Genomic DNA, 17,653 nt, shown 5'->3' with positions numbered 1-17,653 from the left:
ATGAGCACGGACGTCACAACAGGGAGTGCGACTGCGGACACTGCCACGGCGATCACGTCCGCTCCCGATGAGGCAGGTCGCGAGCGGCTTTACCGGTATCTCCTCTTTGGTTGTGCGTCGGTCTCGATTCTCGTCACGGTCGGCATCGTCGTCGTGCTGACGGAAGGTGCCCTCTCGTTTTTCGCCAGCTACGACCCCGTCGCGTTCTTTCTCGGGACGGAATGGGTCATCAGTCAGGGACAGCTCGGGGTGCTCCCCCTGCTCAGTGGGACGATCCTGGTCACCGTCCTCTCGGCGATGGTCGCGATCCCGATCGGTCTGGCCGCGGCGACGTATCTCAGCGAGTACGCGAGCCCGCGGATGCGCTCCATTCTCAAGCCTGCTCTGGAGATCCTGGCCGGCATCCCGACGGTCGTCTACGGGTATTTTGCGCTGGTATACATCACGCCGTTCCTGATCACGCTCGGCCTCCCGCTTGGAACGTTCAACGTCCTCAGCGCGTCGATCATGGTCGGGATCATGATCGTCCCGATGGTCTCGAGTCTGAGCGAGGACGCGATGAGTGCTGTCCCGGACTCGCTGCGAGAGGCCGGCTATGGACTGGGAGCCACCAAGTACGAAGTCTCGACGGGGATCGTTATCCCGGCAGCGATCTCCGGTATCTTCTCGTCGTTCATTCTCGCGCTCTCGCGGGCCATCGGCGAGACGATGATCGTCGCGGTCGCGATGGGTCAGAGCCCCCAACTCGTCGAATTCTTCGATCCGCTTGCGAACCTTTTCGAGTCGAACCAGCCGATGACTTCCGCGATGATTCAGTTGGTCAATGCCGAGAACGCCGCCGGGCCGGTCTACCGAAGTATGTTCGCCATCGGCCTGACGCTGTTCGTCGTCACGTTTGCGATGAACCTCGTGAGCGATCGCATCGCCGCACGCTACAGGGAGGAATACGAATGATGGACTATCGAGACACCATCGTGGAGGTGACTGCCTGATGGGGACGACCGACGCCGGCTGGTACGGTGAAGACAGTGCGGTGAGCCAGACTCGCGGCCGGCTTTTCGAGGCGCTGTGTCTGGTGGCCACCTCGATCGGGCTCCTGTCGGTGTTCGTCCTCCTGTTGTACGTCGCAAACGACGCGTTCAAGCCGCTTTCGGCCGATCCGGGCTGGCATCTCGTCTTCCTCGGGACGGTCGGCCTCCCGGCCGTCGTCCTCGGGGCGTACTATTATTTCCGGGCCGACGGCCCGGCGGGCGAGGTCGCCTACACGACGACCGGACTCCCGATCGTCGGACTGCTGCTCGCCGGCGGGCTGGGCGTCGTTTTCGCCGAGTTGCTGGCGATCAGGGAATTCTTCGCGCTCGCGATCGGCGTCGCCGTGCTGGTTGGCGGGCTGGTCACTCACGCCAGGCTGCGGTCCACCGCCGCACTCGAGCGCCTCCTGCTCGCGCCGCTGCTCGCGGTCGTCGCCCTGTTCGGGACGCCACCGACGCAGATCGCACGGCTTCTTGGCCTCTCCCGGCGAGTAGTCAGTCTTCCCGAGTTGATCCTGAAGTCGCCACTCCTCCCGCTGCCGTCGCTGCAGTTGCTTTCGACGCTGACGTTGCCTGTCGCGGCCCTGGCGGGTTGGTTCGTCGGTCGCCGCCGCGAGAGCCGGCGAGACGGCCTGGTCGCTGCGGGATTGGTTCTCGCGGGTGGGCTTGGGACGCTCGTGCTCGAACCCCTTACCGGGATCGCCGCGACGACCTGGGCCATCGTCTATACGACGACGGCGGTCCCGATCGCGGTCTACGTCGAGGGGATCTACCGCCGACGGGACGGGATCGCCGGCCTTGCGTTCCCGATCGTCCTGGTCGTCGGCGGACTCCTCGGCGTCGTCCTGACCGACGCGCTGGGATTTGCCGGACCGGAGACCTGGCTCGACTGGGCGTACCTCACCAGCGTACCGGACACAGATCCCGCCGCGGCCGGGATCTACCCGGCGTTGGTCGGGTCGGTCATGCTGCTGATCGTCGTCGTGGTCGCGACGTTCCCGATCGGTGTCGGCGCAGCGATCTACTTAGAGGAGTACGCCCCCTCGAGCGGACTGATGGGGAAGATCGTCACGGTGATCGAGATCAACATCTCGAACCTTGCGGGCGTCCCCTCGGTCGTCTATGGTCTGCTCGGGTTGGCCGTGTTCGTCCGGTACATGCATTTCCCCAACGGGTCGATCGTGGTCGGCGGGCTGACGGTCGGGCTGTTGATCCTCCCGATCGTGATCATCTCCGCCCAGGAGGCTATCGAGGCCGTCCCGGACTCTCAGCGCCAGGCCGCCTACGGGATGGGATCGACCCGCTGGCAGACGGTCCGCAATGTCGTCTTGCCCGAAGCGATCCCCGGCATCCTCACGGGGACGATCCTGGCCCTCGGCCGGGCGATCGGCGAGACCGCCCCACTGTTGCTGGTGGGGATCGCCGCCTCCGTCCGGCTGGCCCCGAACAGCCTCTTCGATCTGGGAAGCGCCATGCCCCGACAGATTTACACCTGGGCGTTCGAGCCGGCCGCCGAGTTCCGCTACGGCGTGGTGGCCGCCGGCGTCGTGACGCTGCTGGTGGTATTGCTGGTACTGAACGGAACCGCAATCATCCTCCGAAACAAGTTCGAGCGAGCCTAAACGCATGACACAGGACAACGCAACCGATCCGGACGATCGTACCGATCAATCGACGATCGTGGGTTCCGGCGACGGAACCGACGATTCCACCGGGCGTGATACAGCCGACCCGACCAGCGACAGTCACCTCTCTCGCTCGATCACGCGCGAGGGCACGACGACACGCGACGGCGCGGCCGAGACCGTTCTCGAATCGCGAAACCTCGACGTCTACTACAACGACGTCCAGGCTCTCCAGGACATCTCCCTGGAGATCCCGAAGAACCGTGTGACGGCATTGATCGGTCCGTCCGGGTGTGGCAAGTCGACGTTCCTCCGGTCGATCAACCGCATGAACGACCTCATCGACGCTGCCCGCATCGAGGGTGAACTGAGATTCCGCGGCAAGAACGTCTACGACGACGACGTCGATCCGGTCGCGCTGCGCCGGAAAATCGGGATGGTGTTCCAGCATCCCAACCCCTTCCCGAAGAGCATCTACGACAACGTCGCCTACGGCCTGCGCATCCAGGACGAGACCGAGAACCTGGACGAGAAGGTCGAGACCGCGCTGAAACGGGCGGCGCTGTTCGAGGAGGTCGAGGACCAACTCGACGAATCGGCCCTGGACCTCTCGGGCGGCCAGCAACAGCGACTCTGTATCGCTCGCGCCATCGCCGTCGACCCGGAGGTCATCCTGATGGACGAACCCGCGAGTGCGCTCGACCCGATCGCGACCTCGAAGATCGAAGATCTCATCGAGGAGTTGGCCGAGGAGTACACGGTCGTCATCGTCACCCACAATATGCAACAGGCGGCCCGGATCTCGGATAAGACGGCGGTATTCCTCACCGGCGGCGAACTCGTCGAGTACGACGACACTGAGAAGATCTTCGAGAATCCCGACAGCCAGCGCGTCGAGGACTACATCACCGGGAAGTTCGGATGACGCGTTCGCGACACACCCTCGAATCGTTTAAAAAAGAACAACATATTTAGGACCGACTCACCCAGGAGGAAACATGCCACGTGAAGGATATCAGGAGAAACTCGACGAACTCCAGGAGGACGTCCTCTACATGAGTGAGGTGGTCTTCGACCGCCTCCGGACTGGACTGGACGCCTTAGAGAAGAAAGACGACGAACTCGCCCGTGAGGTCATCGAGGGTGACGACGAAATCAACCAGCTCTATCTCGATCTCGAACGCGAATGCGTCAATCTGTTGGCGCTCCAGCAGCCGGTCGCCGGCGACCTCCGGTTTATCGCCGCGAGCTTCAAGATCATCACTGACCTCGAACGGGTGGCCGATCTCGCGGTCAACCTCGGCGAGTACGCTATCGAGGCCGAACAGGAACTCGCTCTCGACGTCGACGTCCAGGCGATCGGGGAGGCAGTCGTCGAGATGAACGAACAGGCCATGACGGCCTATACTGAGAGGGACGGCGACCTCTGTTATGCAATCGGCGACCGTGACGACGAGGTCGACGCGATGTGTCAGGACGCCTCCGATACGGTCATGCGCGGGCTGATCGAACGCGAGATCGACGAGGAGACGTCCGAAGAAGAGATCGAGAGTCTCATGCGCGATGTCTCCCGGCTCCTGTTGACGATTCGTGACCTCGAACGCGTCGGCGACCACGCTGTCAACATCGCCGCCCGCACGCTGTACATGGTCGACAACGACGACGCCCTGATCTACTAACCCACCTTTTTACTTCGACGGGTTCGCAAGCGAACCCGTCTCGCAAAAAGCTGGACCAAAAACTCCTGCTGGCTCAGCCTACGGCTTCGCCAGCAGTGAAACGGCGACCTGCGGCCGCCGTATGCTCTCTGTAACGCCGACAGCTGTCCACTGTCAGTCGCTCCTTTCTTCGCTAAATGTCTTCGACGGCGCTCATCCCCGCGTCCGTGATCTGGAAGCGGGCGGTATCGCCGGTGGCTTTCGCGTGGTGTTTCTCCAGCGTGGCCCGTCGCTTGCCCCCACGAAACCGGTCCAGCCGGAGGACGATCGACGACCAGTGGTTGAGCGTGTGGCCGCCGAGCGGGCGTGCGCGATCGCCGTCGGGATCGCTGAACACCTGATTGGTGAACGCGACGGCGAGGTCGTGCTTCCGAGCCAGGCTCAGGAGGTGGGTGATCTGGCGGGCAACAGCCCGTAACGCCTCGCCGTCTTCCTGTTCGGTGCGTTCCAGCCGATAGAACCCCGTCGCGCTATCGAGGACGATCAGGTCGACCTGACTGCCGAACTCCTCGGCGTCCCTGACCGCTTCCTGTTGTTCCGCGAACGTGTGGGCTTCGGTGAGGATGATCCGCGAGGCCAGTTTGTCGACGTCCCCTCGGGCGTCGGCGAGTTGCTCCATGCGGTCGATCGAGACGCCCTCTGTGTCGAGATAGAGCGCCGAGTCACCCCCTGCAGCGACTTCGACGGCCGCCCCCAGCGCGAGGTTGGTCTTCCCCGCCGCCGGCTGGCCGTAGATCTGCGTGACGGCACCGCGTTCGAGGCCCCCGCCGAGCAGGTCGTCGACGGCGTCACAGCCGGTCGAAATTGGCTCGCTCACTGCGCAGTGGTACTGGTGGTCGGTGGAAAAACCCCGCGGATCGACAGCGCCGAGCCACGAACAGTCTGAGTGGATCGGGCGAGGTGGCCGACTTCGACCACGAGAGCCACCGCCGGCTGGATGTGCTACAGTAACCTGGCCAACAGTGCGATGACGTCGACGATGTCGCTGGTTTCGTCGCCGTTGAAGTCGAACCGTTCCGGGCGGTTCTGGACCGCTTCGCTCCGGTAGTTCCGGAACAGCGCGCTCACGTCGGCGATGTCGAACGCCCCGTCACCGTTGACGTCCTCGTATCGCCCGTCGTCGTTGGGATCAGTTGCCGGCGTTTCTCCAGTCACGGCTGGTGTCCCCGGCGAGGATAGTCCCGACTCGAAGACGTAGGCTGAGCCGGCCTCCTCGCCGTTTGGATTCTCGTCTCCGATGGCACCGACGAGGGCGGTCGTCCCGTCGCTCGACACGGCGACTGCATCGCCGAAGGAATCGTTTGCATCGCCGTCCTCGGCAGTGAGTTTCGTCTGTTGGCTCCACTCGTCGTTCGATCGCCTGAAGGCGTACACCGAGCCTGCGTTTTCGCCATTCGGATCATCGTCTCCGATAGCACCGACGAGGGCGGTCGTCCCGTCGCTCGACACGGCGACTGCATTACCGAAGAAATCGGGTGAATCACCGTCCTCGGCAGTGAATTTCGTCCGCTGGCTCCACTCGTCGCTCGATCGCTCGAAGGCGTAGACCGAACCGGACTCCGTGCCGCTCGGGTTCTCGTCTCCTCGCCCACCAACGATGGCGGTCGTGCCATCGCCCGAAACCGCCACTGCATCGCCAAAGCTGTCGCCCAAATTGCCGTCCCCAGCGGTGAGCTTCGCTCGCTGATTCCACTTCTCATCTGACCGATCGAATACGTACGTTGCGCCTCCGTTATCATCGTTCGAATTTCTGCCATTCGGCCCACCAACGAGTACTGTCGTGCCGTCGCTCGATATCGCGACCGAGATACCGAAGAAGGCAAACGGTTCACCGTCCTCGGCGGTCAGTTTCGTCTGCTGGCTCCACTCGTCGTTTGCCCGTCGAAAAACGTACGCTGAGCCTGCATAGTCGCCATTTGGATCTTCGTCACTTTGGGCACCGACGAGAGCGGTCGTCCCGTCACCCGAAACCGCCACCGAGACGCCGAAGTAATCGTCTCCATCTCCATCGTCCGGGATGAATTTTGCCCGTTGATGCCATTCGCCATTCGATCGCTCGAAGACGTATGCCGACCCCGCTCGCTCCCCGTTCGGGTCCTCGTCAGTCGCCGCACCGACCAGGGCCGTCGTGCCATCGCTCGATACGGCAACTGCATCGCCGAAGTAATCGCGTGTGTCACCGTCCTCGGCGGTGAGTTTCGCCTGGGGCCTCCACGTCTCGTTCGATCGTTCGAAGACGTATGCCGACCCCGCTCGTTCCCCGTTCGGATCCTCGTCCTCCGAGACACCGACGAGTACGGTGGTTCCATTGTCCGACACGGCGACTGAATCGCCGAACCTGTCGGCCGGATCGACGTCGTGAGCGGCGAGCTTGGCTTGTTGATGGAGTCCTGCCGACTCGGCTGCCCGTGCCGTCGATATCGTCGTCCCACAGATCCCGATCGCCCCGGCCCCCGCCAGGCCCGTGAGCACGCCCCGTCGTGTTGGCATGACGTGCTATTCAGAACGCATTCCCTTAATTGTAATGGGATCTCGTTCCGAATCTTCCGGCTGCTTTGTCTCTCGGCACTCTGAGGGCAGCCCACAACATGCGGGCCGACGGTCGACCGACGGCGTCAGGGCCGGTTGAGACCGATCACATACTGGGTGGTCCTCGTCTGGCGGTCAGGGGCCAAAACCCCGCGGATCGATACCTCGTAGCCACGGTTTCCGACCTCGGCGGCTTTATTTCCCCTGGCATCAAACGGATCGTCAGTGATCGTCGTCGCTACCGCGGACTTCGAACTCTACCACGGCGTGGTCACGGAGCTGCGCGACCGCGGCGTGACGTTCACCACCATCGAACCAGACGAGAGTCTCCCCGATCGGACCGAGGCTGTCGTCGTCGGCCCCAACGACGCGGTTACGGTGCCCGACGCCGTCGCAGTCGTCGAAGCCAATCCCGCCGAACCGCGGCGGGCCGTCGAGGATCTCCTGGCGATCATGCGTGGCGAAGCCGGGCGGATCGTGGTCGGGGTCGACCCCGGCGAGAAACCGGGGATTGCCGTCCTCGCTGGCGAGGTGGTGATCGGGGCCTTCCAGGTTCCGGCCGATCAGGTCGGCGAGGTGGTTCGCCGGGAAGTCGAGGAGGCAACTGACCCGCTGGTTCGGATCGGCGACGGTGCTCGACTGATCGGTTCCCGCATCGTCGACGACCTCGCCGACGTCCCCGTCGAGGTGGTCGACGAGACTGGAACGACGCCCTACCTCGGCACTGGCACACGGGGCATGGGCGACGTACTCGCGGCCGTCAACATCGCCCGGATCGAGGGCGAGCGCGTCGATTCGATCGATATCGAGCCGACCGCGGGGGAACTCCAGCGGATCAAAGAGCGCTCGCGGGAGGCCGGCGCGGACAACCGGGCGATCGACGAACGGCTGGCTCGCCGGGTCGCCGCCGGCGAGTTGACCATCGAGGAAGCGCTCGCGGAGCATCGCTCCGACGAGAAGTGACCGTTTCGGGGCCTAGCTGTCGAGCGCCCGCTCGGCCCGGGCCATGATCTCCCTGACTGGCCGATCCGTCTCACGGGCGACTGCCAGTGCGTCCTCGTACTCCGCGCTCGCATCGAGCCACACCCCCTCACGGTCGCTGGCGATCTTCACGTCGACCGCGTAGGTTTCGCCGTCGATCACCAGATCGACCGTCCGCGTCTCTCGCTCGGCGACCCAGCGGTGACCGGCCCCGTGCTCACGAATCCCGAGCGTGCCGGTCTCCTCTGCGAGCCGTCGGGCCACGCGGTCGGCGTCCGCCGGTTTGACGACCACCTTGATCAGATGGCCGGGTCGGGACTTCTTCATCGTCGCCGGGAGAATCGAGACGTCGCGGGCCCCGACCGCAGTTAGCGTCTCCTGGAGCGCGCCGAGCATCTCCGGGCTGGCGTCGTCGACGTTCGTCTCCAGCACGGCGATTTCCTCTCGCCGAAGCTCACCGGTCGTCTCGCCGACGAGCACTCGAAGTGCATTTGCCCGCTCGCCCGTGTCGTGGTCGCCCGCGCCGTAGCCAACCGTCGTCACGTCCATGGCGGGGAGCGTCTCGACGCCCTCGGCGACTTCCGCGAGGATCGCCGCGCCAGTCGGCGTCAGGAGTTCGCGCTCGAGGGGGCCACCGTTGATCGAGTACTCCGCGTCGGCGGCGATCTCGACGACGGCCGGTGCGGGAACGGTCGTCGTTCCGTGAGCCATCCGAACTTCGCCGTCACCGGCCGAAAGTGGCGTTGTGACGACCTTCTCGGGATCGAGGTCCGCGAGCAACAGACTCGCGCCGACGACGTCGGCGATGGCGTCGTCCGCCCCGACCTCGTGGAAGTGCGTCGCGTCGAGATCGGTGCCGTGGACGGCCGACTCGGCTTCGCCCAGGCGCTCGAAGATCGCCAGTGCACGGTTCTCGACGGCGTCCGGCAGTCCCATCCCTTCGACGACGTTGCGGACCTCCTCGTAGCTCCGCGTCGGGCCGTGTCCCTCGGCGGTGGGTTCGTGTGCCTGGGTGGCGTGATCGCTCTGGCCGTGGTCATGGCCGTGTTCGCCCTCATGCTCGTGACCGTGGCTCTGAACGTCAGCATCAGCCGAATAGCGCACGTCGACACTCGCCGCGTCGATACTTTCCGTCGTGGTCCGTTCGACGACGTACTCGACCCCGAGGGCGTCCTCGACGGGTGTGAGGACGTCCGGGTCCGCGCCGGCGTCGAGCAGCGCCCCCAGAATCATGTCGCCGCTGGCACCCATTCGGCCGTCGAACGCGAGCGTGTGCATGTCCGATCGGAGGCGACGCGCGACAAAAAGCGCTGGTTTGTTCGCTCGGGCTGTTGCCCGGGTCGGTACTGACTTGTCCTCGCCGGCCCGAGCGCCACCAATGGACGTCGTCGTCTTCGGCGCGGGCAGCCTCGGGAGTCTCCTGGGTGGGCTGCTCGCTCGCGAACACGCTGTCACGTTGGTCGGCCGCGAGGAGCACGTCCGGGCAGTGCGCGAAGACGGCCTGCGGATTACTGGCGAGATCGATGACGTGGTCCGTCCCCAGGCCTCGACGACGGTCCCCGATGCCACCGACCTGGCGATCGTGACTGTCAAGGCATACGACACGCCCGCGGCTGTCGAGGCACTTTCCGGCTGTGATTGCGATGGCGTCCTCTCGCTGCAAAACGGGATGGGCAATGAGGAACGGCTGGCGGCGCTCGATACTGACATCCTCGCCGGCACGGCGACCTACGGCGCGATCCAGGCCGAACCGGGGGGTGTCCGATGTACCGGCCGCGGCGAGGTCGTTCTGGGTCCGCCAGACGATGGGCAGAGCGCGCTGGCAGATCGGATCGGCGACGCCTTTCGGGAAGCCGGGATCGAGACGACTGTCGCTGCCGACATGCCGCGACGGCTCTGGGAGAAACTCGCCGTCAACGCCGGGATCAACGCGACGACGGCGCTGGCTCGCGTGCCCAACGGTGCGCTGGCGGACCCCCCACTCGCGGAGGTGGCGCGGCGGGCCGCCCGCGAGACCGCCCGCGTCGCGAGAGAGCGCGGCGTCGATCTCAGTGAGGACGACGCGATCGCAGCACTCGAATCCGTCGTCGAGGCGACTGCAGACAACGAGTCGTCGATGTACCGGGACGTCCAGGCCGGACGCCGGACGGAGGTCGACGCGATCAACGGGTATGTGGCCGACAGCGACGTCGACACGCCGGTCAACGACATGCTGGCGGCGCTCCTGGGTGGCTGGGAACGGGAGAGAAATCTGCGGGATTAGAACGGCGCGCTCGGGCCTTCGTCGTCGCCGTCCAGACTCCCGCCGCGGGAGTCGCCGGGGCTGGACGGTTCTTCCATCCCGCCCATGCCGCCACCGCCCATGCCGGTGTTGGCGTGGACGGTGTCGATCTCCGGGATCTCCTTGGTCATGCGGGACTTGATCGCCTGGACCGTCATCGGCGAGATGCCACACCCGCTGCAGGCCCCGCCGAGCATGATCGTCACCTCGCCGGCCTCCGCGTCGAGATCCTGGACGGCTGCACTCCCACCGTGCATCTGGATCTGGGGGAAGTTGCGCCGCAGGAAGTTGACGACGCGCTGTTCGAGATCGGACGACCCTTCCTGTGACTCTGTACTCATTGTATCTTTGGGTTGCCTAGCTGTGGGTTTAGGCCTTTGGACTGTGACAATTACCGGTTGTCCTCGACGTCGAAGACAGCCTGTAGCTGGGTGGCGAGTTCGTCGGTGTACTCTCCGAGGACCGTCTCGAGCCGGTCGGCGTCCACGTCGGGGAGTCGGTCGGTGGCATCCTCGGGTAGTTCGATCCGAAAACGACCGTCTTCCTCATAAAAGGGTTCGCTCTCGGCGAGGATCCGCTGGTCGATCCCGTGGATCAGATCCGAGTCGTGGCGTTCGGACATCGCCTCGAACGCCTGACGGTAGGCCTGCTGGAGCTCGGTGAAGTAGTGCTCGTACTTGTCGGTAAAGCGGTCCGGGTCGAAGTCGGTCATGCATGGTGTTTCTCGAAGCCGGGCAAAAACCCGGCGTCGCCGGCAGCCTACTCGTCGAGTTCGCGTCCGTGGTCGCTCGACCGGGCAGGCGTCACTCCCGCGGCCGTTCGTCGTCGGCTGCGATCGGAATGTTGGCGCGGTTGTCGGGGAACGCGAGGACGTACAGTGCGATCCCGAGGATCCCCGCGAAGACGATCCCCGCGATCGCGATGAGCCCCTCAGGCGTCGTCACGAGCTCGCCGGTGGCGAGCGTTCCGTCCATCACGAGAACGAGTACCAGGACGATGAGCGTCGTCATCACCCCGAAGGCAAATCCCGCGCCAAGCAGGAGTCGGTCGTCGTCGGTGATCGGGGGTGTGGTGTCCGCTGTCATCAGTTCGTCCGGTACTTCGGCCGCTCGTTTATAACCTTGGGGCGATCACTGACGACACCGCGCGTTCAGTAGAACTCCCGAACCAGCCGATCGGCGCGCTCTGGCGCGCCGTCGGGGATGTCCGCCATGTTCCGGTCGATCCCCTCGCGCTCGCTGAAGGGGACGCTGTCCTCGTTCTGATAGAGGATGCCGATGTGTTCGGTCCCCGGGTCCATGATGCGGTCCTTGGCAGCCTCGTAGTTGCCGGGGTCGTGATCGGTCTCCTCGAGGTCGACGATCGCATCCCGGAAGTAGTCGTAGGTGTCGACGTCGTTGAACGTCACGCAGGGCGAATAGACGTTCACGAAGCCAAAGCCGTCGTGTTCGATGGCTTGCTGTACCAGTTCGGCGTGGCGCTGGGAGTCCGAGGAAAAGGACTGGGCGATAAAGGTTCCGCCGGCGGCGAGTGCGAGCGCCTGCGGGTTGACCGGCGGCTCGACGGTGCCCTCCGGCGACGTCGCGGTCTCGAAGCCCTGGCGCGAGGTGGGCGAGGCCTGGCCCTTCGTCAGGCCGTAGATCCGGTTGTCCATCACGACGTAGGTGATGTCGATGTTCCGCCGGACGGCGTGGATGAAGTGGCCGACGCCGATCGAGTAGCCGTCGCCGTCGCCGCCGGCGACCATCACTTCCAGGTCGGGGTTGGCGAGTTTCACGCCCGTCCCGACCGGCAGGGCGCGGCCGTGGACGCCGTGCAGCGCGTAGCTGTGCATGTACGTCCCGATCTTGCCCGAACAGCCGATCCCGGCGACGAGGAACGTGTTGTCGGGGTCGTTGCCGGTCTCCGCGAGGGCTTTCATCATGCCGTTCATCGTCCCGAAGTCACCGCAGCCGGGACACCAGGTCGGTTGCTTGTCGGATTTGAAGTCCGTGAAGTGCGTGTCAGAACTCATCGTCGTACCTCCTGTGGGGCGCGTTCGCCAGCGACCGCCGCCTCGATCTCGTCGGCGAGTTCGTCGGCCTTGAACCGGACGCCCGTGTACTTCGTGACGCGCTGGACGCGCGTCAGCGTGTCGTGCTCGATCAGGTCCGCGAACTGCCCCGTCGCGTTGCACTCGACGACGATGACGTCCTCGGCCGATTCGACCTCGTCGGTCAGGTCAGGCCGCGGATAGATATATGGCACCGAGAGGAACCGGACGTCGACGTCTCGATCGTCGAGCATCCCCAGCGCCTCGCGCATCGCGCCCTCGTTCGAACCCCAGGAGATCACGAGCGTGTCGGCGTCGGGATCACCGAATTCCCGATACTCGAAGCCCTCTCGTTCGCGGGCCGTCTCGACCTTCCGCTGGCGCTTCTTTACTTGCTCGACGCGGATATCCTCCTCCTCGGTCCGGCGGCCCAGTTCGTCGTGCTCGAGGCCAGTCGTCATGTGTGCGGCGTCGGGCGTTCCCGGCAGTGCCCGGGGGCTGATGCCGTCCTCGGTCGCGGCGTGGGCCCGGAAGCGTCCCTTTTCGTCGAGCCACTCCTCGACCGCGTCGGGGTCGACGACGTTCCCACGGTCGATTTCAACCGCGTCCATGTCGAAGCGTTCGGGCGAGTAGGTCTGTTCGGTGACTGCCAGTGCGAGGTCTGCAGTCAGGTAGACCGGGAGCTGGTACTTTTCGGCGAGGTTGAACGCCTCGACGGTCTTGTCGAAACATTCCCCGATCGTCGTCGGCGCGAGGACGAACCGCGGGATCTCGCCGTGCCCGCCGTAGAGCATCGCGTTCAGGTCGCCCTGCTCCTGCTTTGTCGGCATCCCCGTCGAGGGACCCGAGCGCATCACGTTGGCGATGACCAGCGGCGTCTCGCTGGTGGCGACGAGGCCGAAGGTCTCGCTCATCAGGTCGATCCCCGGCCCGGAGGTGCCGGTCATCGCCCGCGCACCGGCCCGGGCCGCACCGAGTGCCATGTTGATCGCCGAGAGCTCGTCTTCGGCCTGGACGACCGCGCCGCCGAAGGCCTCGATCCGACCGGTGAGGTACTCCATGATGTCCGTCGCGGGCGTGATCGGATAGCCCGCGTAGAAGCGACACCCGGCGGCGATAGCGGCCATGCCGATGGCCTCGTCGCCGTTGAGCAGGACGTAGTCTTCGTCGGTTGTCTCCAGGGTGAACTCGTCGCTGTAATCGGTCTCCTCGCGGACGAAATCACGGCCCAGGCGGGCGGCCTCGCGGTTGTTGGCGACGATGGCTTCGCCCTTCTCGCCGAAGCGCTTGACGAGGGCTTCATCGAGGAATTCGACGGGGAACCCGGCGACCTCGCTTGCGGCTCCCAGCGCGACGACGTTGCGCATGATCGCCCCGCCGGCCTCCTCGGCGAGACTGTTGAGGGGGATCTCCAGGCCGATCATGCCCTCGGGAACCTCGACGTCGGCCATCGTCGTCTGCTCGCCGTCGTAGATGATGACGCTGCCCTCCTGGAGCTCGTCGAGGTTCTCGTCGATGGTCCGCTCGGTGAGCGCGATCAGGACGTCGAGGCGATCGACGACGCTCTCGACGCGCTCGACGGCCGTCCGGACTTTATACGCGGTGTATCCGCCCCGGATGCGCGAGGCGAAGTCCTTGGAGGTGAAGACGTGGCGACCCGCTCGTGAGAGCGCCCGGGCGAAGATCTTGCCCGTCGAGTCGATCCCGTCGCCCGCCTCCCCGCCGATGGCCCAATTGAGATCGTTTACCATGTAGGTCCGAACTATCCCGCCACCGAGAAAAAGCCTTCTGCAACCTGCAGGACAGGTGGCGTATCGGGACTGGAGTACATCATTTCATGTTATGTCACTCCTCGGCAATCCTTGCGTAAACTATTCACTACTACATTGGGTTGTATATGATACCAAAAAATATAATTACCTGTGGTACTCATACGAATATGTGGTTAAGATGTCCGATGGAAAAATGCAATCAGGGAATGCGGCTGGAAAAGACATTTTGACGAATCGTCGAAGATTCCTACAGTCAGTCACAACTGTCGGAGCAGGGGTCCCAGTTGCTGTGTCCGCTGTAAAGAGCACCCAGGCAAAAGAAAAAAATAACAAGAAGGGTAAAAAAACATTGGAGCAAGCGAAGAAAATCCGTCGGAATGCTGGTGAAAAGGCGGTTCACAATTTCCTCAAAAACAAGCAGATTAGCTTTGCAGGTAATACGTACGGATTTAAATTTGATGATGACGAGATGGGAGGGGGGAAATAATGGGGTTTGACAATGTTGATGGAACTGAAGAAGACTGCGATATCTGTTTGTCCTTCTATCTATGGAGGCTTATCGATGGAAGTTATCAAATAAATATGGAGTGGACATATGATGGTGATGCATGGTTTGACAGTAATGGGTACGAACCAGAAGACGTTGCTGGCATTTATTATAATCCAAATAAGTGGGACTTCTATTCAAACAGTCTATCTGAGACTACTTCGACTACTGGCAATGTCACTGCCGAGGACGATGATCTATCTCACGGTGTGGGATTCAGCGTCAATGATCACCAGCCAGGAAACGATTACTGCAGTGCATCGGTACGCGTAGAACCAGTCGGTGATTACGATCCTGACGAAAGATGGGTCAGAGGGGAATACATTCACACCTGGAATGACTCTGATGTCGATTATTCAATCGGAGTTGGACCCAGTGGGATCTCTATCGTGTATGATGGGGAAACAGAAACAAAAAAAGAGATGACCAGCACAGAAGGAGATGGGGACACAATTATGAAGTTGACGGAAGGTGATGTGGATGACGGATACGGGAGATAGTGGCAACCGATCATAACCTACCATGGTTGACGTAGCACGCAGGACTCTGATAATCGGTGGTATCTCGGCTGTTCTTAGTGGATTCACCGGCTGTCTGAATGCGTCTGAGCGGGAGGGCCACTCGATCAGCGTGCTGAATCTCTCCAATACCACACGAGAGATTTCCATTGTCGTCAAGAATTCACAAGGTGAGACTATTTTCGATCGTGAGTATCAGCTTACGTCGAACACTGCAGACGAGAACAGACGGATATCGGGATCCCCTGCAAACATCGGCATTACGACCGAAGACGGAGCGACGAAACAGTTTGAGTGGGCTCCAGTACAGTCTGCATTCCCCTCCGAATATCCCGACGGTTGTAGCGAACCGAACAATGTGAGTCTGCGAATCGAAGTCGGTGGGCCGACGCCGGACAGAGAACTCGACAACGCTGCCCAAGGCAGGGGGGACCTCCGACTGTTCTACGGGTGTGCAAGCTCTTCCGCGGAGTGATGAATCGTGGGCCGACTCGAATCGGAGGCTGTATCGCAACCAAACGGCATTGGCAACTCCGGCCGTAGCTCCCACATGGACCGAACAACCACGACCGTCAGCGCCGTTCGCTCGGTCGGCTCCGACGCGGTGGCGATCGACCTGGAGACGCCGACGGACTTCGACGCTGCCCCCGGCCAGTTCGTGACGTTCTCGCTGCCCGCAGTGAGCGACGAATCCCGCTTTTACACCGTCTCCTCACCCGACGTCGAGGCGACCTTCGAAATCACCGTCGGGATCGATCCTGACGGTGAACTCGGTCCCCACATCGCCGACCTCTCACCCGGTGATGAAGTGGCGATATCGGGGCCGTTCGGGAGCGCCTACTACGAGGGCGAGGACCGCGTGGTCGTCCTCGCGGGCGGCCCCGGTGTCGGCCCCGCGATCGGGATCGCCGAACGAGCACTCGATGACGGCGGCGGGGCCGCACTGGTCTACCGCGACGACGAGCCGATCCACCGCGAACGGCTGGACGCCCTCGCCGACAGGGGGGCGTTCGTCCGGGTCATCGAAACCGACGGGGCTGTCGCCGATGCGGCCCGTGAGTCGATCACGGGCGATCCAGCAGAGCAAGTGTTCGTCTACGGTTTCGCGGACTTCCTGGACGTGGCGACCGACGCGATCGAAACGGCCGGTGGCGACGCCGAGGCGGCCAAAGTCGAGAACTTCGGCTAGGGAGTTCGACCCGATCACTGCGGTGTACATCGCCGGTCAACGGCGGGCGACCGACAGCACGGAACTCCCCATTTCGACACGCTTGGGTGCCGAACCAACCGTGTGGCTGTCTGACGTGCGTCGGACCGGAGGGGAAAGATAATTAGTCCTGACCCGCTACGAATCATTTAAATATGGACTCTATCATCGACGACGCCATGGAGGAGACCGACGACGACCCCGAGGAGCCGTCGGTCGAGGAGCACGACGAACCGACAGACACCGCGACCGAAGAGCCTGCGACGTCCGGCCAGATGACCGACGAGGAACTCGCCGACGTCGTCGAGGACTTAGAGACCAAGATCACGGTCGTGGGGGCCGGCGGGGCCGGGGGCAACACCGTCACGCGCATGATGGAAGAGGGGATCCACGGCGCGAAACTCGTCGCGGCCAACACCGACGCCCAGCACCTCGCCGACGAGGTCAAGGCCGACACGAAGATCCTGATCGGCAAGAAGCGCACCGGCGGCCGCGGAGCCGGGTCGGTGCCGAAGATCGGCGAGGAGGCCGCCCAGGAGAACATCGAGGACATCCAGCAGTCCATCGACGGCTCGGACATGGTGTTCGTCACCGCCGGACTCGGCGGCGGGACCGGGACCGGCTCGGCGCCGGTCATCGCCCAGGCGGCCCAGGACGCCGGGGCACTGACGATCTCGATCGTCACGATCCCCTTCACTGCGGAGGGTGAGCGCCGTCGGGCGAACGCCGACGCCGGTCTCGAGCGGCTTCGGGCCGTCAGCGATACCGTGATCGTCGTGCCGAACGATCGACTGCTCGATTACGCGCCGTCGATGCCGCTACAGGACGCCTTCAAGATCTGTGACCGCGTGCTCATGCGCTCGGTCAAGGGCATGACGGAACTCATCACCAAGCCCGGTCTGGTCAACGTCGACTTCGCCGACGTTCGCACCATCATGGAGAACGGTGGCGTCGCGATGATCGGTCTCGGCGAATCCGATTCGGAGAACAAGGCCCAGGACTCGATTCGCTCGGCCCTGCGTTCGCCGCTGCTGGACGTGGAGTTCGACGGTGCGAACTCCGCGCTGGTCAACGTCGTCGGTGGGCCGGACATGTCCATCGAGGAGGCAGAGGGCGTCGTCGAGGAGATCTACGATCGGATCGATCCCGACGCCCGGATCATCTGGGGCGCGTCGGTCAACCACGAACACGACGGACAGATGGAGACAATGATCGTCGTCACGGGCGTCGAGAGTCCACAGATCTACGGCAAGAGCGAGGCCGAACGCGAGAAGGCCGCCCAGCGCATGGGTGACGACATCGACTACGTCGAGTAGCGCTCCCCTCGTTCGTTGGTTCCTTGCCCGCTGGTTGCTCGATTGCCCGTTCTCACTGCCGAGAGGCATCAATAGATAGAAAAGCCCCGAGTTGCA

Annotated in this window: 19 protein-coding genes; 11 read left to right on the top strand and 8 right to left on the bottom strand. The window is 63.5% G+C overall.

All coding sequences use genetic code 11. From position 1 onward, the window contains the following. From pstC to phoU, 4 genes are all read left to right on the top strand, one after another. A complete protein-coding gene (gene pstC, locus HTIA_RS03825) occupies nucleotides 1-954 on the top strand; it encodes a phosphate ABC transporter permease subunit PstC (RefSeq protein WP_008526376.1) in 954 nt (317 codons plus the stop codon). Nucleotides 955-991: 37 nt separating this feature from the next. Next, nucleotides 992-2,653 (top strand): phosphate ABC transporter permease PstA, encoded by a 1,662-nt coding sequence (pstA, locus tag HTIA_RS03820; protein WP_008526377.1) that lies wholly within the window; start codon nucleotides 992-994, stop codon nucleotides 2,651-2,653. A gap of 4 nt (nucleotides 2,654-2,657) precedes the next feature. Continuing rightward, a complete protein-coding gene (gene pstB, locus HTIA_RS03815) occupies nucleotides 2,658-3,581 on the top strand; it encodes a phosphate ABC transporter ATP-binding protein PstB (RefSeq protein WP_008527261.1) in 924 nt (307 codons plus the stop codon). 73 nt (nucleotides 3,582-3,654) lie between these two features. Beyond that, nucleotides 3,655-4,335 (top strand): phosphate signaling complex protein PhoU, encoded by a 681-nt coding sequence (gene phoU / locus HTIA_RS03810; RefSeq protein WP_008527260.1) that lies wholly within the window; start codon nucleotides 3,655-3,657, stop codon nucleotides 4,333-4,335. Nucleotides 4,336-4,507: 172 nt separating this feature from the next. Here phoU and radB read toward each other — a convergent pair whose 3' ends face one another. Together radB and HTIA_RS03800 are read right to left on the bottom strand one after the other, a co-directional pair. After that, nucleotides 4,508-5,191 (bottom strand): DNA repair and recombination protein RadB, encoded by a 684-nt coding sequence (radB, locus tag HTIA_RS03805; protein WP_008527258.1) that lies wholly within the window; start codon nucleotides 5,189-5,191, stop codon nucleotides 4,508-4,510. 125 nt (nucleotides 5,192-5,316) lie between these two features. Beyond that, a complete protein-coding gene (locus HTIA_RS03800) occupies nucleotides 5,317-6,864 on the bottom strand; it encodes a dockerin type I domain-containing protein (protein WP_021029618.1) in 1,548 nt (515 codons plus the stop codon). A 264-nt stretch (nucleotides 6,865-7,128) separates the two neighbouring features. Here HTIA_RS03800 and HTIA_RS03795 point away from each other — a divergent pair, with 264 nt between their 5' ends. Further along, nucleotides 7,129-7,866, top strand: a complete 738-nt coding sequence (locus HTIA_RS03795; RefSeq protein WP_008527253.1) for a hypothetical protein — start codon at nucleotides 7,129-7,131, stop codon at nucleotides 7,864-7,866. 12 nt (nucleotides 7,867-7,878) lie between these two features. On the opposite strand, the gene larC is transcribed toward HTIA_RS03795, so the two are convergent. Then, nucleotides 7,879-9,162, bottom strand: a complete 1,284-nt coding sequence (gene larC, locus HTIA_RS03790; RefSeq protein ID WP_008527251.1) for a nickel pincer cofactor biosynthesis protein LarC — start codon at nucleotides 9,160-9,162, stop codon at nucleotides 7,879-7,881. 100 nt (nucleotides 9,163-9,262) lie between these two features. Here larC and HTIA_RS03785 point away from each other — a divergent pair, with 100 nt between their 5' ends. Beyond that, nucleotides 9,263-10,147, top strand: coding sequence for a ketopantoate reductase family protein (locus HTIA_RS03785; RefSeq protein WP_008527250.1), 885 nt, complete (start codon nucleotides 9,263-9,265; stop codon nucleotides 10,145-10,147). On the opposite strand, the gene HTIA_RS03780 is transcribed toward HTIA_RS03785, so the two are convergent. The 5 genes from HTIA_RS03780 to HTIA_RS03760 all read right to left on the bottom strand — a co-directional run bounded on the left by HTIA_RS03780 (nucleotide 10,144) and on the right by HTIA_RS03760 (nucleotide 13,948). Continuing rightward, nucleotides 10,144-10,506, bottom strand: a complete 363-nt coding sequence (locus HTIA_RS03780) for a NifU family protein (RefSeq protein WP_008527248.1) — start codon at nucleotides 10,504-10,506, stop codon at nucleotides 10,144-10,146. The genes HTIA_RS03785 and HTIA_RS03780 overlap by 4 nt on opposite strands. Nucleotides 10,507-10,556: 50 nt before the next feature. Beyond that, entirely contained in the window at nucleotides 10,557-10,877 is a 321-nt protein-coding gene (locus HTIA_RS03775; RefSeq protein ID WP_008527247.1) for a DUF5783 family protein, read from the bottom strand. A gap of 91 nt (nucleotides 10,878-10,968) precedes the next feature. After that, on the bottom strand, nucleotides 10,969-11,250 hold the full coding sequence (locus HTIA_RS03770) for a hypothetical protein (protein ID WP_008527246.1): 282 nt from the start codon (nucleotides 11,248-11,250) through the stop codon (nucleotides 10,969-10,971). A gap of 65 nt (nucleotides 11,251-11,315) precedes the next feature. Continuing rightward, complete coding sequence (locus tag HTIA_RS03765; protein WP_008527245.1) at nucleotides 11,316-12,179, bottom strand: 2-oxoacid:ferredoxin oxidoreductase subunit beta; 864 nt, start codon at nucleotides 12,177-12,179, stop codon at nucleotides 11,316-11,318. Further along, nucleotides 12,176-13,948, bottom strand: a complete 1,773-nt coding sequence (locus HTIA_RS03760; protein ID WP_008527244.1) for a 2-oxoacid:acceptor oxidoreductase subunit alpha — start codon at nucleotides 13,946-13,948, stop codon at nucleotides 12,176-12,178. The genes HTIA_RS03765 and HTIA_RS03760 overlap by 4 nt, the downstream gene beginning before the upstream one ends. A gap of 91 nt (nucleotides 13,949-14,039) precedes the next feature. On the opposite strand from HTIA_RS03760, the gene HTIA_RS16210 reads away from it, so the two are divergent. From HTIA_RS16210 to ftsZ, 5 genes are all read left to right on the top strand, one after another. Beyond that, the gene (locus HTIA_RS16210; protein ID WP_021029619.1) at nucleotides 14,040-14,456 is read left to right on the top strand and encodes a hypothetical protein; all 417 of its coding nucleotides are present in this window, start codon (nucleotides 14,040-14,042) and stop codon (nucleotides 14,454-14,456) included. Then, complete coding sequence (locus tag HTIA_RS16205; RefSeq protein WP_021029620.1) at nucleotides 14,456-15,016, top strand: hypothetical protein; 561 nt, start codon at nucleotides 14,456-14,458, stop codon at nucleotides 15,014-15,016. Before HTIA_RS16210 ends, HTIA_RS16205 begins: the two co-directional genes overlap by 1 nt. A 22-nt stretch (nucleotides 15,017-15,038) precedes the next feature. Beyond that, nucleotides 15,039-15,509: a hypothetical protein gene (locus tag HTIA_RS16200; RefSeq protein ID WP_008527241.1), complete on the top strand. Its 471-nt coding sequence runs from the start codon at nucleotides 15,039-15,041 to the stop codon at nucleotides 15,507-15,509. Between the two features lie 75 nt (nucleotides 15,510-15,584). Continuing rightward, nucleotides 15,585-16,223, top strand: a complete 639-nt coding sequence (locus tag HTIA_RS03750) for an FAD-dependent oxidoreductase (protein WP_008527240.1) — start codon at nucleotides 15,585-15,587, stop codon at nucleotides 16,221-16,223. A gap of 173 nt (nucleotides 16,224-16,396) precedes the next feature. Beyond that, nucleotides 16,397-17,557 (top strand): cell division protein FtsZ, encoded by a 1,161-nt coding sequence (gene ftsZ, locus HTIA_RS03745; protein WP_008527238.1) that lies wholly within the window; start codon nucleotides 16,397-16,399, stop codon nucleotides 17,555-17,557. Nucleotides 17,558-17,653: the final 96 nt, after the last annotated feature.

The organism is Halorhabdus tiamatea SARL4B, assembly GCF_000470655.1.
Taxonomy (GTDB): domain Archaea; phylum Halobacteriota; class Halobacteria; order Halobacteriales; family Haloarculaceae; genus Halorhabdus; species Halorhabdus tiamatea.
The sequence above is the reverse complement of the archived record's forward strand: the minus strand, read 5'-3'. Positions and strand labels throughout refer to the sequence as shown.

Coding starts and splice junctions, on each gene's coding strand:
- pstC (WP_008526376.1), top strand. CDS start 1: ATGAGCACGGACGTCACAACAGGGAGTGCGACTGCGGACACTGCCACG.
- pstA (WP_008526377.1), top strand. CDS start 992: ATGGGGACGACCGACGCCGGCTGGTACGGTGAAGACAGTGCGGTGAGC.
- pstB (WP_008527261.1), top strand. CDS start 2,658: ATGACACAGGACAACGCAACCGATCCGGACGATCGTACCGATCAATCG.
- phoU (WP_008527260.1), top strand. CDS start 3,655: ATGCCACGTGAAGGATATCAGGAGAAACTCGACGAACTCCAGGAGGAC.
- HTIA_RS03800 (WP_021029618.1), bottom strand. CDS start 6,864: ATGCCAACACGACGGGGCGTGCTCACGGGCCTGGCGGGGGCCGGGGCG.
- larC (WP_008527251.1), bottom strand. CDS start 9,162: ATGCACACGCTCGCGTTCGACGGCCGAATGGGTGCCAGCGGCGACATG.
- HTIA_RS03785 (WP_008527250.1), top strand. CDS start 9,263: ATGGACGTCGTCGTCTTCGGCGCGGGCAGCCTCGGGAGTCTCCTGGGT.
- HTIA_RS03780 (WP_008527248.1), bottom strand. CDS start 10,506: ATGAGTACAGAGTCACAGGAAGGGTCGTCCGATCTCGAACAGCGCGTC.
- HTIA_RS03775 (WP_008527247.1), bottom strand. CDS start 10,877: ATGACCGACTTCGACCCGGACCGCTTTACCGACAAGTACGAGCACTAC.
- HTIA_RS03770 (WP_008527246.1), bottom strand. CDS start 11,250: ATGACAGCGGACACCACACCCCCGATCACCGACGACGACCGACTCCTG.
- HTIA_RS03765 (WP_008527245.1), bottom strand. CDS start 12,179: ATGAGTTCTGACACGCACTTCACGGACTTCAAATCCGACAAGCAACCG.
- HTIA_RS03760 (WP_008527244.1), bottom strand. CDS start 13,948: ATGGTAAACGATCTCAATTGGGCCATCGGCGGGGAGGCGGGCGACGGG.
- HTIA_RS16210 (WP_021029619.1), top strand. CDS start 14,040: ATGTCACTCCTCGGCAATCCTTGCGTAAACTATTCACTACTACATTGG.
- HTIA_RS16205 (WP_021029620.1), top strand. CDS start 14,456: ATGGGGTTTGACAATGTTGATGGAACTGAAGAAGACTGCGATATCTGT.
- HTIA_RS16200 (WP_008527241.1), top strand. CDS start 15,039: ATGGTTGACGTAGCACGCAGGACTCTGATAATCGGTGGTATCTCGGCT.
- HTIA_RS03750 (WP_008527240.1), top strand. CDS start 15,585: ATGGACCGAACAACCACGACCGTCAGCGCCGTTCGCTCGGTCGGCTCC.
- ftsZ (WP_008527238.1), top strand. CDS start 16,397: ATGGACTCTATCATCGACGACGCCATGGAGGAGACCGACGACGACCCC.